Origin of the sequence: Bradyrhizobium dasycarpum (assembly GCF_042019905.1) — a bacterium.
GTDB classification, from domain to species: domain Bacteria; phylum Pseudomonadota; class Alphaproteobacteria; order Rhizobiales; family Xanthobacteraceae; genus Bradyrhizobium; species Bradyrhizobium japonicum_B.
Window position 1 is genome coordinate 706,531 of the sequence record NZ_CP169574.1, and the last position, 24,884, is coordinate 731,414.

The 24,884-nt window shown below is 65.0% G+C and carries 21 protein-coding genes, 1 tRNA gene and 4 pseudogenes; 18 read left to right on the plus strand and 8 right to left on the minus strand.

What is annotated here, in order from left to right; translation table 11 throughout:
- The first annotated feature begins 144 nt into the window (after positions 1-144).
- Positions 145-786 carry a trimeric intracellular cation channel family protein gene (locus ACETMP_RS03660; RefSeq protein ID WP_375159921.1) on the plus strand — a complete coding sequence of 214 codons (642 nt, stop codon included), beginning with the start codon at positions 145-147 and terminating at the stop codon, positions 784-786.
- Positions 787-925: 139 nt separating this feature from the next.
- Here ACETMP_RS03660 and ACETMP_RS03665 read toward each other — a convergent pair whose 3' ends face one another.
- Entirely contained in the window at positions 926-2,149 is a 1,224-nt protein-coding gene (locus tag ACETMP_RS03665) for a c-type cytochrome (RefSeq protein ID WP_375159922.1), read from the minus strand.
- Positions 2,150-2,431: 282 nt separating this feature from the next.
- Here ACETMP_RS03665 and ACETMP_RS03670 point away from each other — a divergent pair.
- The 9 genes and pseudogenes from ACETMP_RS03670 to ACETMP_RS03710 all read left to right on the plus strand — a co-directional run bounded on the left by ACETMP_RS03670 (position 2,432) and on the right by ACETMP_RS03710 (position 16,170).
- Positions 2,432-5,925: pseudogene (locus ACETMP_RS03670) on the plus strand (indolepyruvate ferredoxin oxidoreductase family protein).
- 973 nt (positions 5,926-6,898) lie between these two features.
- Positions 6,899-8,056, plus strand: a complete 1,158-nt coding sequence (locus ACETMP_RS03675; RefSeq protein ID WP_375159923.1) for a thiolase domain-containing protein — start codon at positions 6,899-6,901, stop codon at positions 8,054-8,056.
- Positions 8,056-8,445 carry a Zn-ribbon domain-containing OB-fold protein gene (locus tag ACETMP_RS03680; RefSeq protein ID WP_028136978.1) on the plus strand — a complete coding sequence of 130 codons (390 nt, stop codon included), beginning with the start codon at positions 8,056-8,058 and terminating at the stop codon, positions 8,443-8,445. Before ACETMP_RS03675 ends, ACETMP_RS03680 begins: the two co-directional genes overlap by 1 nt.
- A gap of 202 nt (positions 8,446-8,647) precedes the next feature.
- Positions 8,648-9,508 carry a MaoC/PaaZ C-terminal domain-containing protein gene (locus tag ACETMP_RS03685; RefSeq protein WP_375159924.1) on the plus strand — a complete coding sequence of 287 codons (861 nt, stop codon included), beginning with the start codon at positions 8,648-8,650 and terminating at the stop codon, positions 9,506-9,508.
- Between the two features lie 117 nt (positions 9,509-9,625).
- Positions 9,626-10,503 (plus strand): annotated as a pseudogene (locus ACETMP_RS03690) (SDR family oxidoreductase).
- Between the two features lie 108 nt (positions 10,504-10,611).
- Positions 10,612-11,562, plus strand: a pseudogene (locus ACETMP_RS03695) (dihydrodipicolinate synthase family protein); the annotation flags it as partial.
- A 7-nt stretch (positions 11,563-11,569) separates the two neighbouring features.
- A complete protein-coding gene (locus tag ACETMP_RS03700) occupies positions 11,570-12,367 on the plus strand; it encodes an NUDIX hydrolase (protein WP_375159925.1) in 798 nt (265 codons plus the stop codon).
- A 77-nt stretch (positions 12,368-12,444) separates the two neighbouring features.
- A complete protein-coding gene (locus ACETMP_RS03705; RefSeq protein ID WP_375159926.1) occupies positions 12,445-13,359 on the plus strand; it encodes a DMT family transporter in 915 nt (304 codons plus the stop codon).
- Between the two features lie 123 nt (positions 13,360-13,482).
- On the plus strand, positions 13,483-16,170 hold the full coding sequence (locus tag ACETMP_RS03710; RefSeq protein ID WP_375159927.1) for a PAS domain S-box protein: 2,688 nt from the start codon (positions 13,483-13,485) through the stop codon (positions 16,168-16,170).
- Here the strand turns inward: ACETMP_RS03710 and ACETMP_RS03715 are convergent, their stop codons facing one another.
- Positions 16,171-16,524 (minus strand): GrlR family regulatory protein, encoded by a 354-nt coding sequence (locus ACETMP_RS03715; protein WP_375161832.1) that lies wholly within the window; start codon positions 16,522-16,524, stop codon positions 16,171-16,173.
- Positions 16,525-16,774: 250 nt separating this feature from the next.
- On the opposite strand from ACETMP_RS03715, the gene ACETMP_RS03720 reads away from it, so the two are divergent.
- Positions 16,775-17,272 (plus strand): hypothetical protein, encoded by a 498-nt coding sequence (locus tag ACETMP_RS03720; protein ID WP_375159928.1) that lies wholly within the window; start codon positions 16,775-16,777, stop codon positions 17,270-17,272.
- A gap of 148 nt (positions 17,273-17,420) precedes the next feature.
- On the opposite strand, the gene ACETMP_RS03725 is transcribed toward ACETMP_RS03720, so the two are convergent.
- Positions 17,421-17,804 (minus strand): VOC family protein, encoded by a 384-nt coding sequence (locus tag ACETMP_RS03725; RefSeq protein ID WP_028136969.1) that lies wholly within the window; start codon positions 17,802-17,804, stop codon positions 17,421-17,423.
- A 179-nt stretch (positions 17,805-17,983) separates the two neighbouring features.
- Here ACETMP_RS03725 and ACETMP_RS03730 point away from each other — a divergent pair, with 179 nt between their 5' ends.
- The 3 genes from ACETMP_RS03730 to ACETMP_RS03740 all read left to right on the plus strand — a co-directional run bounded on the left by ACETMP_RS03730 (position 17,984) and on the right by ACETMP_RS03740 (position 19,484).
- The gene (locus ACETMP_RS03730) at positions 17,984-18,556 is read left to right on the plus strand and encodes a hypothetical protein (RefSeq protein WP_375159929.1); all 573 of its coding nucleotides are present in this window, start codon (positions 17,984-17,986) and stop codon (positions 18,554-18,556) included.
- Between the two features lie 172 nt (positions 18,557-18,728).
- Complete coding sequence (locus ACETMP_RS03735; protein WP_375159930.1) at positions 18,729-19,259, plus strand: hypothetical protein; 531 nt, start codon at positions 18,729-18,731, stop codon at positions 19,257-19,259.
- A 148-nt stretch (positions 19,260-19,407) separates the two neighbouring features.
- A tRNA-Arg gene (locus ACETMP_RS03740) sits at positions 19,408-19,484 on the plus strand.
- Between the two features lie 76 nt (positions 19,485-19,560).
- Here ACETMP_RS03740 and ACETMP_RS03745 read toward each other — a convergent pair.
- From ACETMP_RS03745 to ACETMP_RS03755, 3 genes are all read right to left on the minus strand, one after another.
- Positions 19,561-20,526, minus strand: coding sequence for a helix-turn-helix domain-containing protein (locus tag ACETMP_RS03745; protein ID WP_375159931.1), 966 nt, complete (start codon positions 20,524-20,526; stop codon positions 19,561-19,563).
- Positions 20,527-20,962: 436 nt separating this feature from the next.
- A complete protein-coding gene (locus ACETMP_RS03750) occupies positions 20,963-21,259 on the minus strand; it encodes a hypothetical protein (RefSeq protein ID WP_375159932.1) in 297 nt (98 codons plus the stop codon).
- Between the two features lie 48 nt (positions 21,260-21,307).
- A complete protein-coding gene (locus tag ACETMP_RS03755; RefSeq protein WP_375159933.1) occupies positions 21,308-21,598 on the minus strand; it encodes a hypothetical protein in 291 nt (96 codons plus the stop codon).
- 22 nt (positions 21,599-21,620) lie between these two features.
- Between ACETMP_RS03755 and ACETMP_RS03760 the strand changes: the two genes are divergently transcribed.
- The gene (locus ACETMP_RS03760) at positions 21,621-21,908 is read left to right on the plus strand and encodes a DUF3775 domain-containing protein (RefSeq protein ID WP_375159934.1); all 288 of its coding nucleotides are present in this window, start codon (positions 21,621-21,623) and stop codon (positions 21,906-21,908) included.
- Positions 21,909-21,947: 39 nt separating this feature from the next.
- Positions 21,948-22,409: a host attachment protein gene (locus ACETMP_RS03765; RefSeq protein ID WP_375159935.1), complete on the plus strand. Its 462-nt coding sequence runs from the start codon at positions 21,948-21,950 to the stop codon at positions 22,407-22,409.
- 31 nt (positions 22,410-22,440) lie between these two features.
- On the opposite strand, the gene ACETMP_RS03770 is transcribed toward ACETMP_RS03765, so the two are convergent.
- Positions 22,441-22,704, minus strand: coding sequence for a hypothetical protein (locus tag ACETMP_RS03770; RefSeq protein ID WP_375159936.1), 264 nt, complete (start codon positions 22,702-22,704; stop codon positions 22,441-22,443).
- A gap of 289 nt (positions 22,705-22,993) precedes the next feature.
- Here ACETMP_RS03770 and ACETMP_RS03775 point away from each other — a divergent pair, with 289 nt between their 5' ends.
- Positions 22,994-23,440: a hypothetical protein gene (locus ACETMP_RS03775; RefSeq protein ID WP_028136960.1), complete on the plus strand. Its 447-nt coding sequence runs from the start codon at positions 22,994-22,996 to the stop codon at positions 23,438-23,440.
- A 97-nt stretch (positions 23,441-23,537) separates the two neighbouring features.
- Positions 23,538-24,409, plus strand: a pseudogene (locus tag ACETMP_RS03780) (DMT family transporter).
- A 159-nt stretch (positions 24,410-24,568) separates the two neighbouring features.
- On the opposite strand, the gene ACETMP_RS03785 reads toward ACETMP_RS03780, so the two are convergent.
- Entirely contained in the window at positions 24,569-24,865 is a 297-nt protein-coding gene (locus ACETMP_RS03785; protein ID WP_375159937.1) for a histone, read from the minus strand.
- Positions 24,866-24,884 lie beyond the last annotated feature (19 nt).

The window sequence follows — 24,884 nt, forward strand, 5'->3', positions numbered from 1 at the left end:
ACGTCCAAACAACCCGTGGATGCGAGATTCTGTTCCGCGCTTCTTATGCTTTCGTCGCATGTTGCCCTCGTTCCGGGAATCGGGAACCTGTTCAGTCCCGGCCCCTGAACTGCAAGTTCCATGGCCGCGACGAGGGAACAAGCTATGTGGAGCCTGCCGCCGACCGATAGCGTGCTGCATTTCCTCTCCCTGGTTGCCATCGCGGCCCAAGGGATGACGGCTGCACTTGCGGCCGGGCGCCGCAGCATGGACTGGCTGGGCGTCTGCTTCCTCGGCTGCATCACCGCGCTCGGCGGTGGTACCTTGCGCGATCTTTTCCTCGGACATTATCCGCTGGTCTGGGTGCAGAACCCGATCTATCTCGCGCTGGCCGGCGGGGCGGCGTTCCTCACCATCCTGTTCGCGCGCCTCGTGCACCGGCTGAAGGTCGCCTTCATCGTGCTCGATGCCATCGGGCTCGTCGTCTTCACCATGGCCGGCTGCGACGTCGCCTGGCAGATGGACGCCTCGCTGCCGATCGTCATCGTCTCGGGCATGGTGACCGGCTGCGCCGGCGGCGTGTTGCGCGACGTGCTCTGCAACGACGTGCCGCTGCTGTTTCGCTCCGAGCTCTACGCCAGCGTGTCGGTGGTGACCGGCCTGTTCTATGCCACCGCGTTCGGCCTCGAGCTCAACGCCGAGATCTCGACCATCCTGACTTTCGTGCTCGGCATCAGCTTCCGCCTGCTGGCGGTGCGCTACAGATGGGAGATGCCGAAATTCGTGTTCACCGAGGATGAGAAGTAGGGCTCTGTCCACATCGTCATTGCGAGCGCAGCGAAGCAATCCAGAACTTTCCCGCAGAGGCCGTCTGGATTGCTTCATCGCATCAGCGCAAAATTGCTTCGCAATCTTGTCGCGAGCTCCTCGCAATGACGTGGATGGATTACTCGTCCCTCCTCGCCTTCGCGACCCGCGCCGGCGTCACCAGCAGGGCCGCATTGCCCCAGGAATTGCGGATGTAGTTCGTCACGGCCGCGATCTCCTCGTTGGACAATTGCCCGCCATAGCCCGGCATCTCGCCGGTGTTCGGCGCGCGCGGCGTGGTCACGGTGCGGGCGCCGTCGAGGATGATGCGCAAGGTGGAGGACGGATTGTTGGATTGCAGCAGCGCATTGCCCGGCAGCGGCGGATAGATGCGCGGGGCGCCGGAGCCGTCGGCTTCGTGGCAGGCTACGCAGAGTTTGGCGTAGACGGCCTGGCCGGCTTTCATCTCGGCGTCGCCAGGCGGCGTCACGATGGTCTCGCGCCGCGCCGGCGGCAGGCTCTTCAGATACAGCGCGATCGCGCGCACATCGGCATCGCTCATCTTGGAGGTCGAGTTGACGACGACGTCCGCCATCGGTCCGCCGGCATGGCTCCTGGCGTTGCGTCCGCTCTGCAGATACTCCACGATGTCCGCCTCGCTCCACGATTTCAATCCCGTGCGCGCTGCGCCATCGAGCCGGGGAGCGAACCAGCCCGCGACCTCATTGCCGGTCAGTGCCTGCGCGTCCCTGTCCGCACCAAAATAAGTCTTCGGCGTATGGCAGGCGCCGCAATGGCCGAGCCCGGTGACGAGATAGCCGCCTCGGTTCCAGGCCGCGCTCTTGCTCTGGTCCGGCTCGAACAGGCCGGGCTTGAAGTACATGGCGTTCCAGACCCGCATCAGGCCGCGATAGCCGAATGGCCAGCGCAGCTCCGGCGGCTTGTTGCGGCTCACGACCGGCGCGAGCGTGCCGAGATAGGCGCGGATCGCCAGCGTGTCGTCCTTCGTCATCTTCGTGAAATAGGGATAGGGGAAGGCCGGGTAATAGTTCGAGCCGTCAGGCGCGATGCCATAGCGCAGGGCGCGGGTGAAATCGGCATCTTGCCAGGCGCCGATCCCGGTGTCGCGGTCAGGGGTCAGGTTCGGCGCATAGATCGCGCCGAAGGGGGTGTCGATGCGCTTGCCGCCCGCGAACGGTCTTGCGGGATCGGCAGTGTGGCAGCCCGCGCAGCCGCCGGCCTCGACCAGCGTCTTGCCATAGGCGATCAGCTCCGGCGACGGCCCGGCGGCGTGGGCTGCGCTCTTAACCGCACTGCACAACGCCAAGCCGGCGACAACCGAGCCAGTCAGAATCGTCCGCATCAAGGCCACTCCTGCGACCAAACGCCCGCATCCGGCACGAGTGAGCGTCCATTCGTTTCACGACGCCGGGGGTATGGTGACACAAATTGAAAACGGTATGCGTGTTTCAGGCCACGAAATTGCGATTTTTACCCGGCGCTCGCTTTGGTCCAGATTTGTGGTGCGGATCGTGAAATATCCGACATAGAGTGGCGGAATTGGTCGGCGCGCCCTAGCTAAAAACAACGGGAAGGCAACGGCTTAAGTGAGCAAGACCTGAACAGGGCGGCAAAAGAGGACAGCATGGGCATCAACCAGGGTCCGATCAGTCTCGATCAAAAATATACTCAGGAGACCGGGCACGTCTTCACCACGGGGATCCAGGCCCTGGTGCGCTTACCGATGGCGCAGATCCGGCGCGACCGGGCCAACGGACTCAATACCGCGGGCTTCATCTCCGGCTATCGCGGTTCGCCGCTCGGCGGCTACGACCAGCAGCTCTTCGCCGCGCGCAAGCATCTCGAACAGTACAACATCAAGTTCCAGCCTGGCGTGAACGAGGATCTGGCGGCCACCGCGGTCTGGGGCTCACAGCAGCTCAACCTCTCGCCCGGCGCCAAATATGACGGCGTGGTCGGCATCTGGTACGGCAAGGGCCCCGGCGTCGACCGCTGCGGCGACGTGTTCCGCCACGGCAATGCCGCCGGCTCCGCCAAGAACGGCGGCGTGCTCTGCCTTGCCGGCGACGACCACGGCGCAAAATCCTCCACCGTCCCGCATCAGTCCGATCACGCCTTCATGTCGGCACTGATGCCGTATCTCTATCCCTCGAGCATCCACGAGATGATCGAGATGGGCCTGCTCGGCATCGCGATGTCGCGCTATTCGGGCTGCTGGGTCGGCATGAAGGTGATCACGGAGACGGTGGAGACCACCGCCGAGATCGATCTCACCGACGAGATGAAGCCGTTCGTCATCCCCAGCGATTTCGAGCTGCCGCCGGGCGGCCTCAATCTGCGCTGGCCCGACGACCGTTTCGAGCAGGATCGCCGGCTGCAGGATTACAAGGGCTTTGCCGCCATCGCCTTCGCGCGCGCCAACAAGGTCAACCGCGTCACCATGGATTCGCCGAACGCGCGCTTCGGCATCATGGCGTCGGGCAAGAGCTATGAGGACGTCCGCCAGGCGCTGCGCGAGCTTGGGATCACCGAGGAAGTCGCTGCCAAGATCGGCCTCCGTCTCTACAAGATCGGCATGCCCTGGCCGCTGGAGCCGGAAGGCGTGCGCCAGTTCGCGGTCGGCCTCGAGGAGATCTTCATCGTCGAGGAGCGCCGCGAGATCGTCGAGAACCAGGTCAAGCAGGAGCTGTTCAACTGGCGCGACGACGTCCGCCCGCGCATCGTCGGCAAGATGGACGAGCACGACAAGCGCTTCTTGACCTTCGCCGCCGAGCTCAGCGTCGCCTCGCTTGCGACCTCGCTTACCGAGCGGCTGCTCCGACTTAACCTCAATCCAGAAATTGCGGAAATGCTCCGCGTCAAGGCCGACTGGTTCAACGGCCGTCAGGCGACCCAGATGCAGGCGGTCGCACCCGTCTCCCGCACGCCTTACTTCTGCTCCGGCTGCCCCCACAACACCTCGACCAAGGTTCCCGAAGGCAGCCGCGCGCTGGCCGGCATCGGCTGTCACTTCATGGCGCTGTGGATGGACCGCTCGACCGAGACGTTTACGCATATGGGCGGGGAGGGCGTGCCCTGGGTCGGCATCGCGCCCTTCACCAACGAGAACCACATCTTCGCCAATCTCGGCGACGGCACCTACTTCCACTCCGGCATTCTGGCGATCCGCCAAGCGGTCGCCTCCAAGGCCAACATCACCTACAAGATCCTCTACAACGACGCCGTCGCCATGACCGGCGGCCAGCGTCATGACGGCGATCTCTCGCCGCAGCAGATCACCCACCAGCTCCACGCCGAGGGCATCCGCGAGATCTATCTGGTCTCGGAGGCGCCCGATTCCTATCCGGCCGACACCATCGCACCCGGCGTGAAGAAATATCACCGCGATGAGCTCGACCGCGTCATGAAGATGTGCCGCGAGTTCAAGGGCACCTCGGCCATCGTGTTCGTGCAGACCTGCGCGGCCGAGAAGCGCCGCCGCCGCAAGCGCGGCCTGATGGAGGACCCGGCGCGCCGCGTCATGATCAATCCGGCCGTCTGCGAAGGCTGCGGCGACTGCTCGGTGCAGTCGAACTGCATCTCGGTCGAGCCGCTGGAGACCGAGTTCGGCCGCAAGCGCGCCATCAACCAGTCGTCCTGCAACAAGGACTATTCCTGCCTGAAGGGGTTCTGCCCGTCCTTCGTCACCGTGGACGGGGGCAAGCCGCGCCACCGCGCCCCGGCTGAGCTCAGCGAGATCGGCGAATTGCCCGAGCCGGCGTCGCGCCCGACGCTTGATAGGCCCTACAACATCGCGGTCGGCGGCGTCGGCGGCACCGGCGTGCTGACGATCGGTGCGCTGCTCGGCATGGCCGCCCATATCGAGGGCAAGGCCTCGATGATCCTCGACATGTCAGGTCTGGCGCAAAAGGGTGGGGCGGTACTCAGCCACGTCCGCCTGTCGGATCATCCGGCCGAGGTGACCTGCTCGCGCATCGTCACCGGCACGGCCGATCTGGTGCTTGCGGCAGATGAAGTGGTTGCCGTCGCCAAGGACACCATCTCGCTGTGCGACTCCAGCCGCACCCGCGGCATCATCAACAGCCACGTCATTCCCACCGCCGATTTCGTCCTCAACCGCGACTTCAACTTCCAGACCCGCAAGCTGAACGCGGTGCTGGAGACGGCGCTACACAAGGACTCCGTGTTCTTCGACTTCACCAAGCCGGCCGAGCAACTGCTCGGCGATGCCATCGCCACCAACATGATGATGATGGGCTTTGCCTATCAGAAGGGTCTGTTCCCGCTGTCGGCGGAAGCGATCGAGCAGGCGATCGAGGTCAACGGCGTCTCGATCAAGATGAACAAGGAAGCCTTCCGCCTCGGCCGCCTCGCGGTCGCCGATCCCAAGCGCCTGGCCGACATGCTGAAGGGCACGGATGAGGTTGTCGCGCCTAAGACGCTGGACGCGATGACGCTCGACGAGATCATCGAGCATCGCGTCAAGCATCTGACCGCCTACCAGAATGGACGGCTGGCAAGACGTTATCGCAAGCTGGTCGATCAGGTCCGCGATGCTGCCAAGCAGGGTGGCTACGGCGATGCGCTGCCACGCGCGGTCGCGGTGAACTATGCCAAGCTCTTGGCCTACAAGGACGAGTACGAGGTCGCGCGCCTTTACACCGATGGCGCTTTCGAGCAGCAGCTCCGCGACCAGTTCGAGGGCGATTTCAAGTTCAGCTTCAACCTCGCGCCGCCGATCCTGGCGAGCGGCGTCGATGCGCTCGGCCGCCCCAGGAAGCGCGCGTTCGGCCCGTGGATGCTGAACGTCTTCCGCGTGCTGGCAAAGTTCAAGTTCCTGCGCGGCACCCCGTTCGACATCTTCGGCCGCAGCGCCGACCGCAAGCCTTCGAGCGCGACCTGATCGCCGGCTACGAGAAGGACGTCGCGACCGTGCTCGGCCTGCTGTCGCCGGTGACGGTCGACACCGCCGTCGAGTTGCTCTCGCTGCCCGACCGTATCCGCGGCTACGGTCCCGTGAAGGAGAAGGCGGTGCACGACGCCAAGGCCCGCTACGCCCAGCTCGCCACCGATTTGGCAAACCCGCCGCCCGCCCCAAGGCAGATCGCGGCGGAGTAGCCGGTTCTGTAGGGTGGGTTAGCCTTGCGAATGCGCGAAGCGCGGTTCGCAAGGCGTAACCCACCGCTTCTGCTTCCGCTCAGAGCAAAGCGGTGGGTTACACCTTCGGCTAACCCACCCTACGACACCATCCGTTGCGCTGCCCGTCGGCCAAAACACCAATAGGCAGGTCAATCCGCCGACGCAAAAACATTCCGCTTTACCGAAATTCGGAATTGTCGTATCTGTCCGCCACCTCATCCCCCTCGGGAAGGGGCGTATCGCGATCGTCACGAAACGCGGGGTGAGCGGCGGTGGACGCGGGCTGCGTCGCGCGAGGCATTGTCTCGTGCACGACGGGCGTGGTCTTGCGTACGGCAAAATCGTGTGGTCCTGACGCCCGCAGGCTGGCGTCAAGTCTTGCGAGTCATTGCAAGGCGACGGGGGCAATAGTGCATCGCTCCCCGGGGAGAGCGCGACATAAGCCGTAAAGCCACTGCGCAGGGAAGGCCGGATGTTTGGCCGCACCTGTATGCCGCTGTGCATCTGTTCTTCGCGCAATTCGCGCGCAGCGGACCGTGGGTGCCAAGCTGGCACCCGGTCTTCCCTGCGCCCTCTGTTTCTGGAGGGAGGCAAGACGGAAGCAAGGCTCGGGCGAAACGCGCCGCGAGAATGCGAAAGCATGTCCGTAAGACAGGTCTCGTGCCCTGGGCGCGGCGCAACGCAGAGCGGTGCGCTGCAGAGCCGGGGCCCAGGACCTTCGTGCACGGAATTCGCAGCCGCATGGGTCCCGGCTCTGCGCAGCAACGCCATAACGTGTCGAACACGCGCGTGAACGCGCTTATGGCGTTGCAGCGCGTCCGGGACACGAGAGTATCTGCCACTTGCGCCAACCCGCCGCCCTCTCGCGGCGCGGAATATTTCCACGCTTGCCAATCAGGCCCCCGCGGTTCAGAAAAACGAGGCAACAAGAAACGCGAGCGGAGACCTGAGTTTGACCATCAAGGGCAAGGCCTACATTGCCGGGATCTACGAACACCCGACCCGGCATGCGCCGGATAAATCCACCGCCCAGCTCCACGCCGAGGTCGCCAAGGGGGCGATCGAGGATGCAGGGATCAGTAAGGACGACGTCGACGGCTATTTCTGCGCGGGCGATGCGCCCGGCGGCGCCTGGCCGATGGTCGATTATCTCGGTCTGAACACCAGGAAGCTCCGCCATATCGATTCCACCGAGACCGGCGGCTGCTCCTATATCATCCACCTCGGCCATGCCGCCGAGGCGATCGCCGCGGGCAAATGCTCGATCGCGCTTGTGACGCTCGCCGGCAAGCCGCGCACCGGCGCGATGCCGCCGCGCGCAGCCGGCGCCGAGGTCGATTTCGAAACCGCTTACGGCGCGACCACCCACAATGCCTACGGCATGTGTGCCATGCGCCACATGCACGACTATGGCACCACCTCCGAGCAGCTTGCCTGGATCAAGGTCGCGGCCTCGCATCATGCGCAATACAATCCGCATGCGATGCTCAAGGACGTCGTCACCGTCGAGGACGTGCTGAACTCGCCGATGATCTCCGATCCCCTGCATCGCATGGATTGCTGCGTCGTCTCCGACGGCGGCGGCGCGATGATCGTGACGACGCCCGAGATCGCGAAAAGCCTGAAGAAGCCTCTGGTGCGCCTGATCGGCCATGGCGAGGCGATGAAGGGTCCGCGCGGCGGCAAGGATCTCGACCTCACGTACTCCGCCGGCGTGTGGTCCGGCCCGCGCGCGTTCGAGGAGGCCGGCATCACGCCGAAGGACATCAAATACGCCTCGATCTACGACAGCTTCACCATCACTGTGCTGATGCAGCTGGAAGACCTCGGCTTCTGCAAGAAGGGCGAGGGCGGCAAGTTCGTCGCCGACGGCAACCTGATCTCGGGCGTCGGCAAGCTGCCGTTCAACACCGACGGCGGCGGCCTTTGCAGCAACCATCCCGTCAACCGCGGCGGCATGACCAAGATCCTCGAGGCCGTGCGGCAGCTGCGCGGCGAGGCGCATCCGAAGGTGCAGGTCAAGAATTGCGATCTTGCCATCGCCCACGGCACCGGCGGTCTCCTCGGAGTTCGCCACGCCGCCTCGACGGCCATTCTGGAGCGCGTGTGATGAGCGAAGTGAAAAAGTATCCGGCCCCGGTCACGAACCCCGAGACATCAGCGTTCTGGGAGGCGGCGAAAGAGGGCAAGTTCATGATCAAGCGCTGCACCGCCTGCGGCGAAGCGCACTACTTCCCGCGCTCGATCTGCCCGTTCTGCTACTCCGACAAGACGGTGTGGGAGCAGGCGTCGGGCGAGGGCACCATCTACACCTGGAGCCTGATGCGGAAGTCGCCGACCGGCCCTTACGCCATCGGCTACGTCACGCTGAAGGAGGGGCCGTCGGTGCAAACCAATTTCGTCGATTGCGATCTCGAAAAGCTGAAGATCGGCCAGAAGGTGAAGGTGGTGTTCAAGCCGACCGACGGCGCGCCGCTGCCGTTCTTCACGCCGGCCTGATTGCTTTCTTCCTTCTCCCCTTGTGGGAGAAGGTGGCGCGAAGCGCCGGATGAGGGGTATCGCTCCGCGGAGAGAGTGTTCGATGCGGAAGCAACCCCTCACCCAAACGAGTTTGCCGCACGGCTCTCGCAGCCCTCTCCCACAAGGGGAGAGGGCACTTCGACTGGCAGCGGCGCACAAGAATCCGGAGAGGAAACAAAAAATGTCCGCCAGATACGACGAGCTCAAATCCCTCAAAAACCTCGGCCAGAAATACGCCTACACCGACCGCGAGGTGATGCTCTACGCCTACGGCATCGGCCTCGGCGCCGATCCCATGGACGAGAACGAGCTCGCCTTCGTCAACGAGGGCACGTACACGCCGCGACCGCTCAAGGTGGTGCCGACCTTCGCCTCCGTTGCGGCCTGGGGCTCGGGGCCGGGCGAGATGAACCTCAACCGCGTCATGGTGGTGGACGGCGAGCGCGACATCACCTTCCACCAGCCGCTGCCGGTCGCCGCGAACATCACCGCCGATTCCTCCGTGCTCGAGGTCTACGACAAGGGCAAGGACAAGGGCGTCGTCATCGTGCACCAGACCGTGCTGAAGAACGAGAAGGGCGAGAAGCTCGCAACGCTCGTCGCCTCGCGCTTCGCCCGCGGCGACGGCGGATTTGGCGGGCCGAGCCTGACCCAGCCCGATCCGCACAAGATCCCCTCGCGCAGCCCCGACAGGACCATCGACATCACGACGCGTCCGGACCAGGCGCTGGTCTATCGTCTTTGCGGCGACCGTAACCCGCTGCACTCCGATCCGGAATTCGCCAAGAAGGCCGGCTTCCCGCGTCCGATCCTGCACGGTATGTGCACCTACGGCATCACCTGCCGCGGCGTGCTGCAGACCTATGCCGACTACGACGCCTCCGCCTTCCGCCAGCACGTCGCGCGGTTCTCCTCGCCGGTCTATCCCGGCGAGACCGTGACCATGGATCTCTGGAAGGACGGCAACACGATCTCGTTCGAAGCCAAGGTGAAGTCGCGCGGGGTGACGGTGATCAAGAACGGCAAGACGGTGCTGGGTTAGCCGTCATTCCGGGGCGCGCGAAGCGCGAACCCAGGAATCTCGCGCTACAACCTCTGGATTCCGGGTTCAGCGCTGCGCGCTGCCCCGGAATGACGATAAAAACAGGGAGAAGCCACCATGGGACTGCTCGACGGCAAGGTTGCGCTGATCACCGGCGCGGGCGGGGGCTCGGCGAGGCCTACGCAAGACTGTTCGCGCGGGAGGGGGCCTCGGTGGTCGTCAACGATCTCGGCGGGCCCCGTGACGGTTCCGGCGCCGACAAGTCCATGGCCCAGCAGGTCGTGGACGCGATCAAGGCCGAGGGCGGCAAGGCGGTCGCCAACGGCGCCGACATCTCCACCATGGAGGGCGGCCAGTCCGTGTTCGACGACGCCATCAAGCATTTCGGCCGCGCCGACATCCTGGTCAACAATGCCGGCATCCTGCGCGACCAGACCTTTCACAAGGCGTCCGAATCCGACTGGGACAAGGTCATCAAGGTCCATCTCAAGGGCACCTTTTGTTGCACCCTGCCGGTGTTTCGCTGGATGCGGGAAAACGGCGGCGGCGTCATCGTCAACACCTCCTCGACCTCGGGCCTGATCGGCAATTTCGGCCAGACCAATTACGGCGCGGCCAAGGGCGGCATCTGGGGCCTGTCCAACGTGCTGGCGATCGAGGGCCGCAAGTACAACATCCGGATCTGGACCCTGGCGCCGGGCGCCCTGACCCGCATGACCGCAGACCTGCCCCGCTATAAGGAGAACCCGGGGGCGGCGCTGGGGCCGGACGGCATCGCGCCGGCCGTGCTATACATGGTCAGCGACCTGTCGGGCGATCAGACCGGCAAGGTGCTGGGCGTGTCCGGGCCCCGCGGCGTGCGCGAGATGCGGATGATGGAGATGGAAGGCTGGAAACCGCCGCATTCGGGCTGGAACGCCCAGGACATCGTCGATCACGCCAAGGAGATCTTCTTCTCCGAGGAGCAGATCAAGATGGGCGCGCGGCGGTTTTAGGCTGATTTGTCGTCCCGGGGCACGCGAAGCGTGAACCCGGGACCTCGAGCTTCCGGGTTCGGCTCTGCGAGCCGCCCCGGAGTGACGAACAAGAGGATGCAAGGACTGATGAAACTCACCGCCGATGCCAAGGGCACTTTCGCAATCGCGCCGACGCCGTTCCATGACGACGGCCGCATCGACGAGCGCTCGATCGACCGCCTGACCGATTTCTACGAGGAGGTCGGCTGCGACGGCGTCACGGTGCTGGGCATCCTCGGCGAGGCCCCCAAGCTCGATGCCACCGAGGCCGAGCAGGTGGCGGTGCGCTACGTCAAGCGCGCGAAGAAGATGCAGGTGATCGTCGGCGTCTCCGCGCCGGGCTTTGCCACCATGCGCTCGCTGGCCAAGGCCTCGATGGACGCAGGCGCCGCCGGCGTGATGATCGCGCCGCCGCCGAGCTTGCGCACCGACGAGCAGATCATCGGTTATTTCAAGCAGGCGGCCGAGGCGATCGGCCCCGACGTGCCCTGGGTGCTCCAGGACTATCCGCTCACCTTGCAGGTGGTGTTCACACCGTCCGTGATCCGCAAGATCGTCATGGACAATCCGAACTGCGTGATGCTCAAGCACGAGGACTGGCCGGGCCTGGAGAAGATTACGACGCTGCGCGGCTTCCAGAAGGACGGCTCGCTGCGGCCGCTCTCGATCCTGTGCGGCAATGGCGGCACGTTCCTGGACTTCGAGATGGAGCGCGGCGCCGACGGCGCCATGACCGGCTACGCCTTCCCGGAGCTTCTGATCGACGTCGTCAATCTCTCCAAGGCCGGCAAGCGCGACGCCGCGCATGATCTGTTCGACGCGCATCTGCCGCTGATCCGCTACGAGCAGCAGCCGGGGGTCGGCCTGACCGTGCGCAAATACGTGCTGCAGAAGCGCGGCATCATCGCCTCCAGCGCGCAGCGCAAGCCCGGCGCGACGATCACGGCGACGGCGAAGGCCGAGGTCGATTACCTCTTGTCGCGCGTCGCCCGCTTCGACAAGCGCGCCAATCTCGGCCCGCAATCCAGCGCCGCAGGTTGGTCGTATGGCCGAGACACCAGCATCGCGCCCGGCCTCGACGATCCTCCTGCTGCGCGACGGCGCAGCACGGGAAATCGAGGTCTTCATGATGGTTCGCCATCATCAGATCGAGTTCAACTCGGGCGCGCTGGTGTTTCCCGGCGGCAGCGTCGACGCCGGCGACAAGGAGATCGTTGCCCGTGCGGACCTCTATTCGGGCGCGGAAGGCTTGGACGAGGCGGACCGCGGTTTTCGTATCGCCGCGATCCGCGAGACATTTGAGGAGAGCGGCATCCTGCTGGCGCGATGCAGGGAGACGGGCGCCCCCGTCGGCGCCAGGCGTGCCGGCGAGATCGCGGACGCGCACCGCATCCCGCTCAACGAGCACAGGATCAGCTTCCTGAACATTCTCGCCGACAATAACCTTCAGCTCGCGCTCGACACGCTGGTGCCTTACGCGCACTGGATCACGCCGGAGGGCATGCCGAAGCGTTTCGACACCTGGTTCTTCCTGGCGGCCGCTCCGCCGGACCAGCTCGGCGCCCACGACGGCCGGGAATCGACGGATTCGATCTGGGTCTCGCCGCGCGAGGCGGTGGAGGGCGGCGAAAGCGGCCGCTTCAAGCTGCCGTTCCCCACCACGCGCAATCTGATCCGGCTGGCGAAGCAGCCGACGGTGCAGGCCGCGATGGAGCACGCTCGCAGCCTGTCGATCGTCACGGTGATGCCGGTCATGACCAAGACCGACACCGGCCGTCAGCTCCGCATTCCCCGCGAGGCCGGCTATGACGGCGAGGTGTTCGAGGTCGGGGCGCTCGGCTGATACACTTCGACGCCGGACGAAGTATTGAGGACCACGGTCGCGCTAGGTTCCGTCCATCATGAAGGACGAGCCAGGCGATGAATATCAGGCAGGATACCAACATCGCCGTCGAGCTGGCGCTGCTGGTCGCGCTCGCAACGCTCTGGGGCGGCTCCTACACGTTCATCAAGCTGGGCGTTGCCACCATTCCGCCGATCACGTTGATCGCCGCGCGAACCGCGATCGCCGGCCTCCTGCTGCTCGGCGTCATGGCGGCGCGAGGCATCAAGATGCCCAGCGACGCCGCGACCTGGCGGCGCTTCGCCTTCCAGGCTGTGCTCAACAGCGTCATCCCCTGGACGCTGATCGCCTGGGGCGAGCGGCATGTCGATGCCGCCCTCGCCACCATCCTCAACTCCGCCGGCCCGATCTTCACCTTCCTGCTCACGGCCGTTGTCACCCGCCACGAGGCGACGAGCCCGCGGAAACTGTTCGGCGTGGTGGCGGGGATGGTCGGCATCCTGCTGATCGTCGGCGTCGACGCCTTCCACGACGTCGGCGGAGGCCTCCTCGCAGAGGCCGCCATTGTCGCTGCCACCATTTGCTACGCCTGCGCCGCGATCTTCGGCCGCAGCTTCGCAGGGCTCGACCCCGTGGCGCCGGCTGGCGGCTCGTTGCTGGCCGGGGCCGCCGTCCTGATCCCGGCCTCGCTCGTGGTCGAGCAGCCCTGGACGCTGTCGCCGTCGCTGAGCTCCGTGCTGGCGTTGCTCGCGCTCGCATTGTTTTCGACCGCCGCGGCATTCGTGATCTATTTCCGCCTGATCCAGACCCTGGGCTCGGTCGGCACCACGGCGCAGGCCTATCTCCGCGTACCCATCGGCGTTGCCATCAGCGTCGCGGTCCTCGGTGAGAGCCTGAGCCGCACCGCCTGGATCGGGCTGGCCTTTGTCGTGCTCGGCGTCGCCGCCATGACGATCCCGGCCCGGCGGCTGGCGAGCGTCAAGCCGTCATAGGTCGGGAAGGGGGCTCCGGGACCGCGATATTAAGCATAATCGGCCTCCGGAGGCATGTTCCCCCCGGGCGGCAATACGTCGTATATTGGGCCCTCCCGATAGCCCGGTCCTCTCATCACCCCAATGTCCGCCGAATTGACGCCGATCCCTGAGAAAAAGCGAACCTTCTCGCTCTCCATCGGCCAGCTCACCTTCGGCAGCTTTCTGTTGGTGCTGGCGGTGATCATCGTCACCTCGACCGCAAGCGTGATCGCGATCCGGCACATCGACACGACCTTCGCCGAGCTGCAGCGGCTCCAGAGCGTCGGCGACCTTGCCGAGGACATCGACCGCCGCATGAACGAGCTGCGGCTCGCCGCGCGCGACTTCGTCACCGATCCCGGCGCCGGCATCCAGTTCCAGCAGGTCGGCGAGGCGGCCTCGACGCTCAGTGACATCCTGAAAAAGACCCGTATCGAGCTCGCGCCCGAGCAGCAGGACATGATCGACGGGGTCACCGAGCGCCTCGCGACCTATCGGACCGGCCTCGAGCGGATCTCGACCCTGATCGACCGCCGCGCCCAGCTGCTCGCCGGCCTGCCGCCATTGCGCGAACAGTTCGATGCGGCCGTCTCCGGCACCGCCGACCGGGAGCTGGCCTCGCGCCTGTCGGAGACCCAGAGCCGCATCGCGCTCGGGCTGCTTGCGCGCAACCCGTCCGCCGCCGAGCAGGCCGCCCAGAACATGCGGGCACTGAACATTGGCGACGCCAAGCTGAAGGAAGCGGTGAACGACTATGCCGAAGCCATCATGGCGGTGGCCGTCCGCGAGCGGCAGATCGCCGATATCGACCGCGAGGTGCTGGGAACCGAGGGGCGGCTGATCGGTCGCGTCACCGAATTGCTGCGCGAAGTCAGCGACCGGCGCGGCCATGTGCTATCGCGCGACTTTGCCCGCACGCTGACGGAGGCGCGATGGCAGAGCATCGTGCTCGGCAGCATCGGCGTTCTGATCGGCATTCTCGCAGCCGGCTTCGTGGTGCGGCGGACGGTCCGCCCGCTCGCTCAGATCGCACGCTCCATCCGCGCGCTTGCGGCGGGCCGGAAAGACACCTCGATCCCGTCGGCCGACCTCGACAACGAGATCGGCGACATCGCGCGGGCCGCCGAAGTCTTCCGCCGCGCGCTGGAGGAGGCCGACACGGCACGCGAGGCGGCGGTGCACGCGCTCACCGAGCAGCGCCTCGCCGAAGAGAGCTACCGGAAGCTGTTCGAGGGCTCGATCGACGGCATCTATGTGACGACGCCGGCCGGCGAGCTCCTCAACGCCAATCCGGCGCTGGCGCGGATGATGGGCTACGACAGCCCGCAGCATCTCATCGCCAGCATCAACGACATCGCCCACACGATCTACGTCCATCCCGAGGCGCGCGCCGAATACCAGCGGTTGATGGCGCGTGACGGCATGGTGCGCGAATTCGAGTACCAGGTGCGCCAGCGCAGCGGCGACATCCTGTGGCTTTCCGACAGCGCCACCGGCGTGCGGGACGAGGCGGGCAACATCGTCCGCTACGAGGGCACGCTGCGCGACATCACCGACCAGAAGCGGGCGGAAGACGCCATCGCCGAAGGCCGTCGCCTGCTCCAGCAGGTCATCGACACCGTTCCGGCGGTGATCAATGTCAAGGACCGCGACCTGCGCTACGTGCTGATGAACCGCTACATGGCTGGCATCTTCGGCATCGAGCCCGGCGACGCGCTCGGCCGCACCACGGCGGACCTGATGTCGCGCTATGGCGCGGCCAAGACCGACGAGAACGACAAGCGCGTGCTGGCGCTGCGAAAGGGGCTCGGCTTCTACGAGGAGGAGTACAAGGACGTCTCCGGCAACATGCGGCAATGGCTCGTCAACAAGCTGCCGCTGCTCGACGCCGAGGGCGAGATCGAGCGCATCGTGACCGTCGCGCTCGACATCGGCGAGCGCAAGCGCGGCGAGCAGGAGATGCGCAAGGCCAAGGAAGCCGCCGAGACGGCGCTGCGCAATCTGCGCGAGACGCAGGCCTCGCTGATCGAGGCCGAGAAGCTCGCCGCGCTCGGGCGCCTCGTTGCCGGCGTCGCCCACGAGGTCAACAATCCCGTCGGCATCAGCCTCACCGTCGCCTCCGCGCTGGAGCGCAAGACCGCGATGTTCACCGCCGAGGTCGAGCGCGGCGAGCTCCGCCGCTCCACGCTCAACGATTTCCTCAGCACCAGCCGCGACGCGTCCTCGCAGCTCGTCTCCAATCTCAACCGCGCCGCCGAGCTGATCCAGTCGTTCAAGCAGGTCGCCGCCGACCGCAACTATTCGGACCAGCGCACGTTCGATCTCGGCGACCTCACCGAGCAGGTGGTGATGAGCCTGCGACCGGGTCTGCGCAAGCACAATCTGACGCTCAATGTCGAGTGCCAGCCCGATCTCGCCATGAACAGCTATCCGGGCCCCTATGGCCAGGTGCTGACCAATCTGTTCCTCAACTCGGTGGCGCACGCCTTCCCGGACGGCCGGCCGGGAACGATCGACATCCAGGTGCGGGAATCCGGCAAGGACAACGTCGAGATCATCTTCTCCGACAACGGCTGCGGCATGTCGCTCGACGTGCGCCGCCGCGCCTTCGATCCGTTCTTCACGACGCGGCGCGACCAGGGCGGCACCGGCCTCGGATTGCACATCGTCTACAGCATCGTCACCAACCGGCTCGGCGGGCGGCTCGATCTCGATTCCGAGCCGGGCGGCGGCACGCGCATCCAGATGATCCTGCCGCGGGTGGCGCCGCTGGAGCAGGCGGCCGAATAGCTAATCTGCGTCAGCGAGCTTGTGCAGGGTGGCGCCGAAGATCAGGCTGGCCTTGCCGACCAGCGCCGTGCCCGTCATCTCCGCGCGCGTGTCGGTGTAGGTGCCGCTGACACCGATGCCGACCGGGGCAGGGCCGCCGAACAGCGGATTGTCGTCGCCCCGCGGCGAGGTGTGCCGCTGCACCAGCACCTCGCCTTTGAAGGTGGTGTCGTCCTTCACCACGTAGCTGCCGGTGTAATAGAGGTAGGCATCGCCGCCAAGAATCTTGCCGTCGCGAAAAAGGATCACGCCGCTACCCTTGCCGGCTCGACCATCGAGCAGGGTCACGTGAATCGAATAAAGCCCGTTTTTCATAACGTCCCACGGGCCGGCCGCCATCGCCCAATGGCGCAACCGGTCCGGCATTTATGCCAAAGCGTCTCGCCCCGCGCAACGCGGCAGTTTGCCGGCCGGCCGCATCGCCGTGAGCCGTAGTTGTCCCGACTTGTGCGTGACGCCTCATGACGGCCTGATGATGGGGCGAGGCCGGTCGTTGCGAATCAGAGTTGGCCCGCAAAATGCACAACAATTTGCTGCACTGGCCGCGGGGTGCTGGAGCAAGACGATGAGCAACTGGATCGATTCCGGCGGCGATGAGCCGTGTCTGTGCTGTGCGCGTCCGACGAACTGCAAAACGAAATGCCGGCGCTCCGGCAGCGCAACACGCTGGCGAGGCCTGACGAGACTGGCAGGGGCCTTGATCCTGGTTGCGCTCGCAGCCCCCATCGGCCAGGCACGCGACCGCGGCCAGTTCGCCAACACCAATGCGGACTTGAAAGCCTGGTTCGACGGCCTGCGCAGCGGCAAGGGGCCATGCTGCTCCGATGCCGACGGTTCGGCGCTCTCGGACAGCGACTGGGACAGCAAGGACGGGCACTATCGCGTCCGTCTCCCGCGCTACGGCTCCGGGCTGGAAGGACAGCCGCAGGAGCTGGTCTGGGTCGATGTCCCCGAGGACGCGGTGATCTCCGAGCCGAACCGGGTGGGGCGCACCATGGTGTGGCCGATCTACGGCTACATGGGCGTCACCGTCCGCTGCTTCATGCCGGGCAGCATGACCTGAAGCGCGATGCGATGAGGAAGGATCGTCATCGCGCTTTAGCCCATCGTTTGAGCATGGTGTTTACGGACAACCGCTGCGCACTTTCCCGATCATGCTTTTAGCCGCCCCGGCGGCACGTTGCCCGGTGAGTGACGCGGCACGCGCGGTGTCAGGTATATTTTGTGTCCCGCTCGAGCAGCTCGATGGAGATGCCTTCGGGGCCGCGGATGAAGCAGATGCGCACCCCCGGCCGGATCGTGGTCGGCTCGCGGGTGAAGGTGACGCCCTTGGCCTTGATCTCGGCCGCGACGGCATCGATGTCCTTCACCGTCAGACCGAAATGGTCGAGGCCCTGATGCGGGTGCGGAGGCGGCGGGTTGACCGCGCCGTCGCCCTCGAGCGGCGCGATGAAGATCCTGGCGCCGCCAAGGTTCACGTCGATCCGTCCCGGCGCGTGGACGATCTCGCCACCGAGGATGTCCCGCAACCAGGCTGCGGTCGCCTCCGGATCGGGGCTGCGCAGGTGGACGTGATCCCAAGTGACGACTGGCATTTCGATGTCTCCCGATGCTGTTTCGCGATGTTGCAGCGCATGTTAGCGGCCGTGGTCGGCGATCGCCACCGTCCTTGCCGGATTCGCAGCTGCGCGGGAACCTTAGGTCGTCTTCCGGATTAAGCTAACCAGTGGCCCATTCCGTCGTCCGACGGCTTCGGCTGCGATCGGTGAAGCAAATGAACGCCAGGCTCGACCGGATCGGATTGGGGCGCTTTGCCGGGACCGGCGAGCGACTGGCGCGGGCCGTCACGATCGCGAGCGTCTCATTCGGCCGCAGCCTGCTGTGGATGCTGGCCGCCATCATCGTCGGCTGCGGCGTCTGGATGCTGCTGCCCCCGTCCAAAGGCAATAGCGCTGAGCAGGTCAAGTCGGAGGTGGCAGCCGCCGAGACGGCTCCTTCGGGCGATCCGGCCGCGTCGGCATCGCTGGCTTCCGAAGCTCAGGTCCCCGCCCTGGCGGACGTTGGTCGTCTCAGGATTTCCTCGCAGACTTGGCGTCGCGGCGGCCTCGGCTCGAAAGCCCTGGTGACGTTCACAGTGCGAAACGACAATGACTATGCCGTAAAGGATGTCGAGATCGTCTGCGCCTTTGCGCGGCGTGATGGCAGCCATCTCACCGATCGCAGTCGCGTGCTCGCCGACCCGGTCGGCATGAAGAGCCGCAAGACCTTCGCGCGGATACCCGTCGGCTTCGTCAACGTGAACGCCGATCAGGCGAAATGTTCGTTGGTTGCGGCACGCCGCGCATAAGGGCCGCATGTTCCGGTAGCGGAAAAGTTACCCTTCGCGGCACTCCGCGACCCCTTGGCCAAAAAACCTCGCATCGCCATTTGAACCGAACGGCTGGGGCCAGGAACCAATTGAGAGATCGCCTGTTGAGGCGGAGAGCCCACGCGGGGATGCGGGGGGCGGAGCGCGGCCAATGCCTGTCTTTCGATATTTCGTCTTCGTCGGTGGAGCTTTGCTCGCACTGCTGCTCGCAACGGACTTCGTTCTGCCATCGCAGCCGGTCGCGCAGGCCGTCGCCACCACCGTAAGCAACGATCAGCCGCTGATCCGGATTCGCTCCGACCGCCATCTGCCCGAGCGTGTCGTGCTCGACACCACCCAGCCCACGATCGTGCCGCCTGCGGTGAAAACCGCCGCTGTCGTTGCGCCTCAGCCGCCGGTGCAGGACGGCACGTCGGCCGCGCTCGCCGAGATGTCGGCCAAGGCGCGGGTCCGCGAGACGTTCGCCCAGTTCACGCCGGGAGGACCGAAGACGGGCGCCGCCGCCGCGAACAAGGTGGACGCCAAGCCGCAGGTTCAGGCGAACGCCCAGCCTGCTCAGGCGCCTCAGGCGCAGCCGCCGAAGCGCAAGACCGCCAGGGCGTATTCGGCACCGCAACAGCAAGACCGGCCGATGATGATCGCGCAGCGCCCGCAATTCGGCTTCTTCGGCAACACCTGGTAAGAACGCTACGCCCCGCTTCGAAACGAGGCGGGGAGGGCTTTTTATTGGACAGCCTCTCTGCTAATTCCAATCCATCCGAACGCCCATCGGAGCGCTGGCTCGCCAGCCGCGGTGCGGTGTTTTCCGGTTCTGGCCCGATCGGGCCCAGGCGCTCGTAGCTCAGCTGGATAGAGCATCGGATTTCGATTCCGAGGGTCGGAGGTTCGAATCCTTCCGAGCGCGCCAGTTAATCTTTGTCCAGCCCGTTCCAGATATGTTCCGAACCGGCGCCAAAGCCGGGCCGTCGCAATAGCTGGCTGGATCAGTCCGCCCCACGGACGCGGCTTTGCCGTCCACGCGCCAGGGTGTCGGAGGGCATCTCGTGGAAGATCGCGCGGTAGGCCGCGGCAAATTCACCCAGATGATGAAAGCCCTGGGCGCGCGCGCACGTGGCGACCGTGGCGCCGCCCCTGAGGAGGCGGGTGCGGGTCGCCCACAGCCTCTTGAGGCGGATGTACTGGTGCAGGCTCATGCCCCGCACCCTGCTCACCGCCCCGCCGAGCGTCCGGATCGAGACGCCGAACTCGCCGGCGAGATCGGCGGTATAGATCGGCGCGGTCGGACGGGCCGCGAGGTACTCGTCGATCCGCTGCACGAGCTTGATCGCCCGTACGGCCTGGACCGAGGCGCTCAGGTCCGACATCGAATCGATCCGAAACAAATCGTCGAGCGCGAGCAGCAGGCCCTCCTGGAGATGGAGCGCAACCTCGGTGGTCTCGAACAGGAGCGGCTGCACTGAGGCGGTCCGCAGGATGTCGAGCAGGAGCTGCCGCGTGTGGAGCAGGGCGGGCCGGTTCGCGACACGGGCCCGCAGATCGTCGGCGCGATCGAACCAGCCCCGGTCTTTCAGCTCGGGGGAGAAGATGATTATGGCATGATGATTGGTCTGCGGCTCGACGAAATGGCATTCATCGCTGCCGCGGAGCGCAATGAAGAAGCGCGCATCGAGATCCAGGCCCTTGAAGTTGGCCTGAAGATCGTCGGTCATCGACAGGATCACCATCCCGCCCGGCATCCGATAGGCCGTGTCCAGGATGCGCGCGAACGATCTCATCATGATGATGCGGCACGCCGGAAGGGAGACGGCGGCACGGACCGCGGCGAAGCTCGGGATGTCGAGCGGAATGCTTCTGGCATCCTCCATCGACTCGATCGGTCGAAACGCGTCGACGTCGGCAAAGCCGATCAGCTGAAGCGCGGAGGACGGAGTGAGAGCGTCGAACAACATGGGTCTGGCCGCCGCTGAAATGTGACAATCAAATGACCGTCGATGCATCGCCATCAATGGCGAAACATCGCGTTCCAGTAAATCGAATTTCAGGCCGTAGTATTGCGGACATCATGTCATAATGCCCATCGGATCAATGTCATGGTCCACGCTCCTGGCCCATCGGCCTAGCGAGGTCGACGACGTGCAGCCGCGGGCCGACGGGGCAGGCAAAGGATGCAAAGCTTCGCCCCTCTGTTCTCTCCTGCTCCTCCAGAGGCATCTGCACGTTCATGCCCGTCTCGGGCATCGAAAGACGATGAACTCGGCCATCACCATAGAATGACCGTGTGGGCAGTTTCATCTTTGATCTGGATCGACTCGCAACCGCCCCGGGCCGGCGACAGCGGCGCAAAATCTCGGAAAAGCGAGGGGCCCCGGAGGGCCCCTTCACATGTTACCAGCCGCGATAGCCGTAATAGCGCGGGCCGTAATAGCGTGGCCCGTAATAGCGCTGCGGTCCATAATATCGAGGGCGGTAATACGGCCGGGGCCCGTAATAGCCATAGTAGTTCGGGCGCCACCAGCAGCGCCCCCAGACGTCGCAGACCATGCGCACCTGCTCGACGCCGGCAACATCAGGTGTTGCAGGCGCGGGCGCGATAGGCATGGCGGACGCCGTCGGCAATGCCGCCAGAGCCCCGAACATGGCACCGAACAGGCCTGCGGCGATGAGGCCAATCTTGCGAGTCATGATGTCTTCCTCCGCTTACGCAAGACAGGATTATCGAAGGTGTTCGGATCAAATTGTGGCGGAGCCGAAATGTAATGCTGATGAACGGATCTTCCGCAAATCCGCCCAGCCGGGCTGGCTTGGCCGCATGGCCAATGCCGTGCCGACCTTGATCCTGCGCAATTCGCAAGTCTGCCTCGGCTCATAATGTTGCTCCGTGGCAGCAGCATGGGGCTCGCTGCCGGGCAAGGTGAAGTGGATGCGAGTCATTCCAAATCTGTCGATCTCGCCGGAGAAAGTCTTCTTCGTCATCTCGAAATCGCGCCGGTCCGACAGCGAGGCGGCCGGAGGTGGCGTCATCCTGGACTCGGGCGACGATGACATGAGCTACGGCCGCAATGGGCGCGGCGGGACCACAGACCGTGCGGAGCTCGCAGGCTTTATCCGCGATCTCAATATCGACGAGCAGATCGATCTGGTGGCGCTGACCTGGCTTGGTCGCGGCGACGGCGATCTCTCCAATTGGCGCGAATTGCATGCCCAGGCCGCGCAGGCGCACAACGAGCGCACGGCTTCCTACCTGATCGGCACGCCGATGCTCGCCGACTATTTGGAGGAGGCGATGGCGCAGTTCGGCAAGTCTTTCGAGGAATTCGAAGAACATCTCTGATGCCGGATACGGCGTCGGCAAGTTTCAAGGAGAGCTGCAATGGATAAAATGAGAATCGACAAGGGCGACTGGCTGGTGGTGTGCGACGGGCGCAAGGCGCTGATTCTGGAGAACCTCGGCGACGAGATGTTTCCCAACCTTCACACCAAGGAGGTGCACGAGCAGCCGAACCCGTCGACCAGCGCGCAAGGCAGCGATGCGCCCGGACGATTGCATGCCGCTACGGGCGGCGCCCGCAGCTCGGTCGAGCAGACCGATTGGCACGACGAGGCCGAGCGCGCCTTCCTGCGAAGCCTGGCCGGCCGGCTCGATGCCGCCGTCAGCTCCGGCGAGACGACGGCCCTGACCATGGTGGCCTCACCACGTGCGCTTGGCATGATCCGCGCCGACTATTCGGACCTTGTGCGCAAGGCGCTTCAGGGCGAGGTCGGCAAGGATCTCGTCAAGCTGCCGGTCTACGAGATCGAGAAGCAATTGCTGCTGTCGGGCACGCCCAAATAGGCGCGCCCGGAAACAGGCCGCGCCGGCCTTCTCAGTAGCAGGGGTGCCGGCGGCGGTCCTGGCCGACATAGGCGGCCGCGCTCTGGTAGCAGTGGTTGGTCGACGGGCCGTCGTAATAGGCGAAGGTGCCGGGCGTGATGCCGGGCCCGTAATTGTGCAGATAGCTGATCGGGTAGGGCAGCGGATTGGCATAGGCGCGGTGGTGCCGGTGACGGCCCCCCGCCTCCGCCAGGCCAGGGGCTAGGATTGCGGCCGACAGGGCCGCAACCGCGGCGACATGCGTCAACTTGCTCATCTGATTCTCCGGGACCCGCGCGAATAGGTCAGCCATCTATAGCCATTTCGGACCGCCGGGGCACCCGCCCGGCGCCTGGAAATCCCGGATAAACCCGCGGATTCCCGGGTGGGTGTGACAGAATTGCCGAAATGGCGGCGAGGCCTGCCCATTTTTGGCCTTCTCGGGATGCTTAACGAATTCCCCACACAAGTATGACCAAAGACTATTCGGTTAAGAATCCTGTCGCCGGCCTTTTGGGGTCCTTCGAGGCCGGTGCATTCCTGAAGGCCATCGCCGTCACCTCGCCATGCGCATCACGCTCCTGAGCCTGCTGTTGCTCTGTCTCGCCGCCGCCACGCCGGCGCGGGCCGAGCTGCATATCACCCGCGACCACGGCGGCTATGTCGAGGAATACAAGGCCAAGTACAAGCGGGTCCGCGAGAAGGGCGAGCGCGTCATCATCGACGGCATCTGCAATTCGGCCTGCACGCTGGTGCTCGGCATCGTGCCGATGAACAAGATCTGCGTGACGCCGCGCGCAAGCCTTGGTTTCCACCAGGCCTATTACGACAAGGCCTTCACCTTCGGCATCAAGGTCACCAGCTCCGAGGGGACCTCCGACCTGATGTCCTACTATCCCAATACGGTGAAGGACTGGATTCGTCGCAATGGCGGGCTCACGACGGACATGAAGAAGATCAAGAACGGCGTCGAGCTCTGGAAGATCGTCGATCCCTGTCCGGAAGAGTGGTGAGCGGCTGCGCTGAGTCGCCATCGTCCGTCGCAATGCAGCATCGTCCGGACGAAATTCGCATTGCCGCATAGCCCCCGCTGGGGCAATGAGGGCGGCAATGAACCATAATCAAGAAGCCCTGACCGCCCGCGCCGCGCCGATCCTGTTCGTCCTGCTCTGGAGCACCGGATTCATCGGCACCAAATACGTCGTGAACAACGCCGATCCCTTGACCTATCTTGCCATCCGCATGGCGATCGTGGTCGGCCTGATGGCGATCATCGCCGGCCTTGCGCGGCCGAAATGGCCTGACAGCACCGGCATCGCGCACAGCGCGGTCGCGGGCATTCTCGTCCATGGCTTTTATCTTGGCGGCACCGCGATTGCGATCGCGCACTCGATTCCGCCGGTCTCTCCGCGCTGATCCCGGGCCTTCAGCCGATCCTGACCTCGACCATCGCCAACCGCTGGCTCGGCGAGAAGGTGACGCCGGTGCAATGGGCCGGGCTCGTGCTCGGCCTCGGCGGCGTGGTGATGATCCTGCACAACCGTCCCATGACCGGCGACGCCGGGCTGGGCTGGCTCGCCTCGGTGGTTTCGCTGATCAGCATCACGCTCGGCACGCTCTATCAGCGCCGCTATTGCAACCAGATCGACTGGCGCGCGGGCAATCTCGTGCAGTATGTCGCGGTCACCATTTTCTTCGCGATCGGCGCCTTCCTGTTCGAGGACCGTGTGGTGCACTGGACGAGGGAGTTCGTGCTCGCGCTCGCCTGGCTCGCTGTCGCGCTCTCGATCGGATCGATCGGGCTGCTCTACTGGCTGATCCGCCACGCCGCGGCGACCTCGGTCGCGAGCCTGTTCTATCTGGTGCCCGCCGTGACTGCGCTGATGGCCTACCTGCTGTTCGGCGAGAAGCTCGATGCGCTGGCGATCGCCGGCATGGCGATGTGCGCCGCTGCGGTGTTCGTGGTCAACCGCCGCTTCTAAAGCGTGATCCGAAGAGTGCGCAGCGGTTTTCCGAAAAGATCATGCTTAAACAACGACCTAAAGCGCGATGACGATTCATCCTAATCGCATCGCGCTTTAGCGTGGCGAGGACGGGTCTCCGGACGCGCTCGCATCCGGCGACGCCGCTGAGCGCCTCGATCAGCGTTTCGCCTTCTTGGCCTTCTTCTTCGTCTTTGCAGCTTTCTTGGCGGTCTTCTTCACGGTTTTCTTGGCCGCTTTCTTCGAGGATTTCTTGGTGGCCTTCTTGGCGGCCTTCTTCGAACTCTTCTTCGCGGCCTTCTTCTTGGAAGCCTTCTTCGGCGCTACTTTCTTCGCGACCTTTTTGGCGGCTTTCCTGACCTTCTTGACGGCGGTGACTGCCGCGTCCTTGGTCGCCTCCACGGCATTGGTGATCGTCTCCATCGCCTGTTCGGTGATCGGCTTGTCGTCGTCCATATCGTGTCCCCCACGGTTT

Excerpts from the sequence above, each read along its gene's own strand:
- ACETMP_RS03660 (WP_375159921.1), top strand. The coding sequence starts at position 145 with ATGTGGAGCCTGCCGCCGACCGATAGCGTGCTGCATTTCCTCTCCCTG.
- ACETMP_RS03665 (WP_375159922.1), bottom strand. The coding sequence starts at position 2,149 with ATGCGGACGATTCTGACTGGCTCGGTTGTCGCCGGCTTGGCGTTGTGC.
- ACETMP_RS03680 (WP_028136978.1), top strand. The coding sequence starts at position 8,056 with ATGAGCGAAGTGAAAAAGTATCCGGCCCCGGTCACGAACCCCGAGACA.
- ACETMP_RS03685 (WP_375159924.1), top strand. The coding sequence starts at position 8,648 with ATGTCCGCCAGATACGACGAGCTCAAATCCCTCAAAAACCTCGGCCAG.
- ACETMP_RS03700 (WP_375159925.1), top strand. The coding sequence starts at position 11,570 with ATGGCCGAGACACCAGCATCGCGCCCGGCCTCGACGATCCTCCTGCTG.
- ACETMP_RS03705 (WP_375159926.1), top strand. The coding sequence starts at position 12,445 with ATGAATATCAGGCAGGATACCAACATCGCCGTCGAGCTGGCGCTGCTG.
- ACETMP_RS03710 (WP_375159927.1), top strand. The coding sequence starts at position 13,483 with ATGTCCGCCGAATTGACGCCGATCCCTGAGAAAAAGCGAACCTTCTCG.
- ACETMP_RS03715 (WP_375161832.1), bottom strand. The coding sequence starts at position 16,524 with ATGAAAAACGGGCTTTATTCGATTCACGTGACCCTGCTCGATGGTCGA.
- ACETMP_RS03720 (WP_375159928.1), top strand. The coding sequence starts at position 16,775 with ATGAGCAACTGGATCGATTCCGGCGGCGATGAGCCGTGTCTGTGCTGT.
- ACETMP_RS03725 (WP_028136969.1), bottom strand. The coding sequence starts at position 17,804 with ATGCCAGTCGTCACTTGGGATCACGTCCACCTGCGCAGCCCCGATCCG.
- ACETMP_RS03730 (WP_375159929.1), top strand. The coding sequence starts at position 17,984 with ATGAACGCCAGGCTCGACCGGATCGGATTGGGGCGCTTTGCCGGGACC.
- ACETMP_RS03735 (WP_375159930.1), top strand. The coding sequence starts at position 18,729 with ATGCCTGTCTTTCGATATTTCGTCTTCGTCGGTGGAGCTTTGCTCGCA.
- ACETMP_RS03745 (WP_375159931.1), bottom strand. The coding sequence starts at position 20,526 with ATGTTGTTCGACGCTCTCACTCCGTCCTCCGCGCTTCAGCTGATCGGC.
- ACETMP_RS03750 (WP_375159932.1), bottom strand. The coding sequence starts at position 21,259 with ATGACTCGCAAGATTGGCCTCATCGCCGCAGGCCTGTTCGGTGCCATG.
- ACETMP_RS03755 (WP_375159933.1), bottom strand. The coding sequence starts at position 21,598 with ATGACGCCACCTCCGGCCGCCTCGCTGTCGGACCGGCGCGATTTCGAG.
- ACETMP_RS03760 (WP_375159934.1), top strand. The coding sequence starts at position 21,621 with ATGAGCTACGGCCGCAATGGGCGCGGCGGGACCACAGACCGTGCGGAG.
- ACETMP_RS03765 (WP_375159935.1), top strand. The coding sequence starts at position 21,948 with ATGGATAAAATGAGAATCGACAAGGGCGACTGGCTGGTGGTGTGCGAC.
- ACETMP_RS03770 (WP_375159936.1), bottom strand. The coding sequence starts at position 22,704 with ATGAGCAAGTTGACGCATGTCGCCGCGGTTGCGGCCCTGTCGGCCGCA.
- ACETMP_RS03775 (WP_028136960.1), top strand. The coding sequence starts at position 22,994 with ATGCGCATCACGCTCCTGAGCCTGCTGTTGCTCTGTCTCGCCGCCGCC.
- ACETMP_RS03785 (WP_375159937.1), bottom strand. The coding sequence starts at position 24,865 with ATGGACGACGACAAGCCGATCACCGAACAGGCGATGGAGACGATCACC.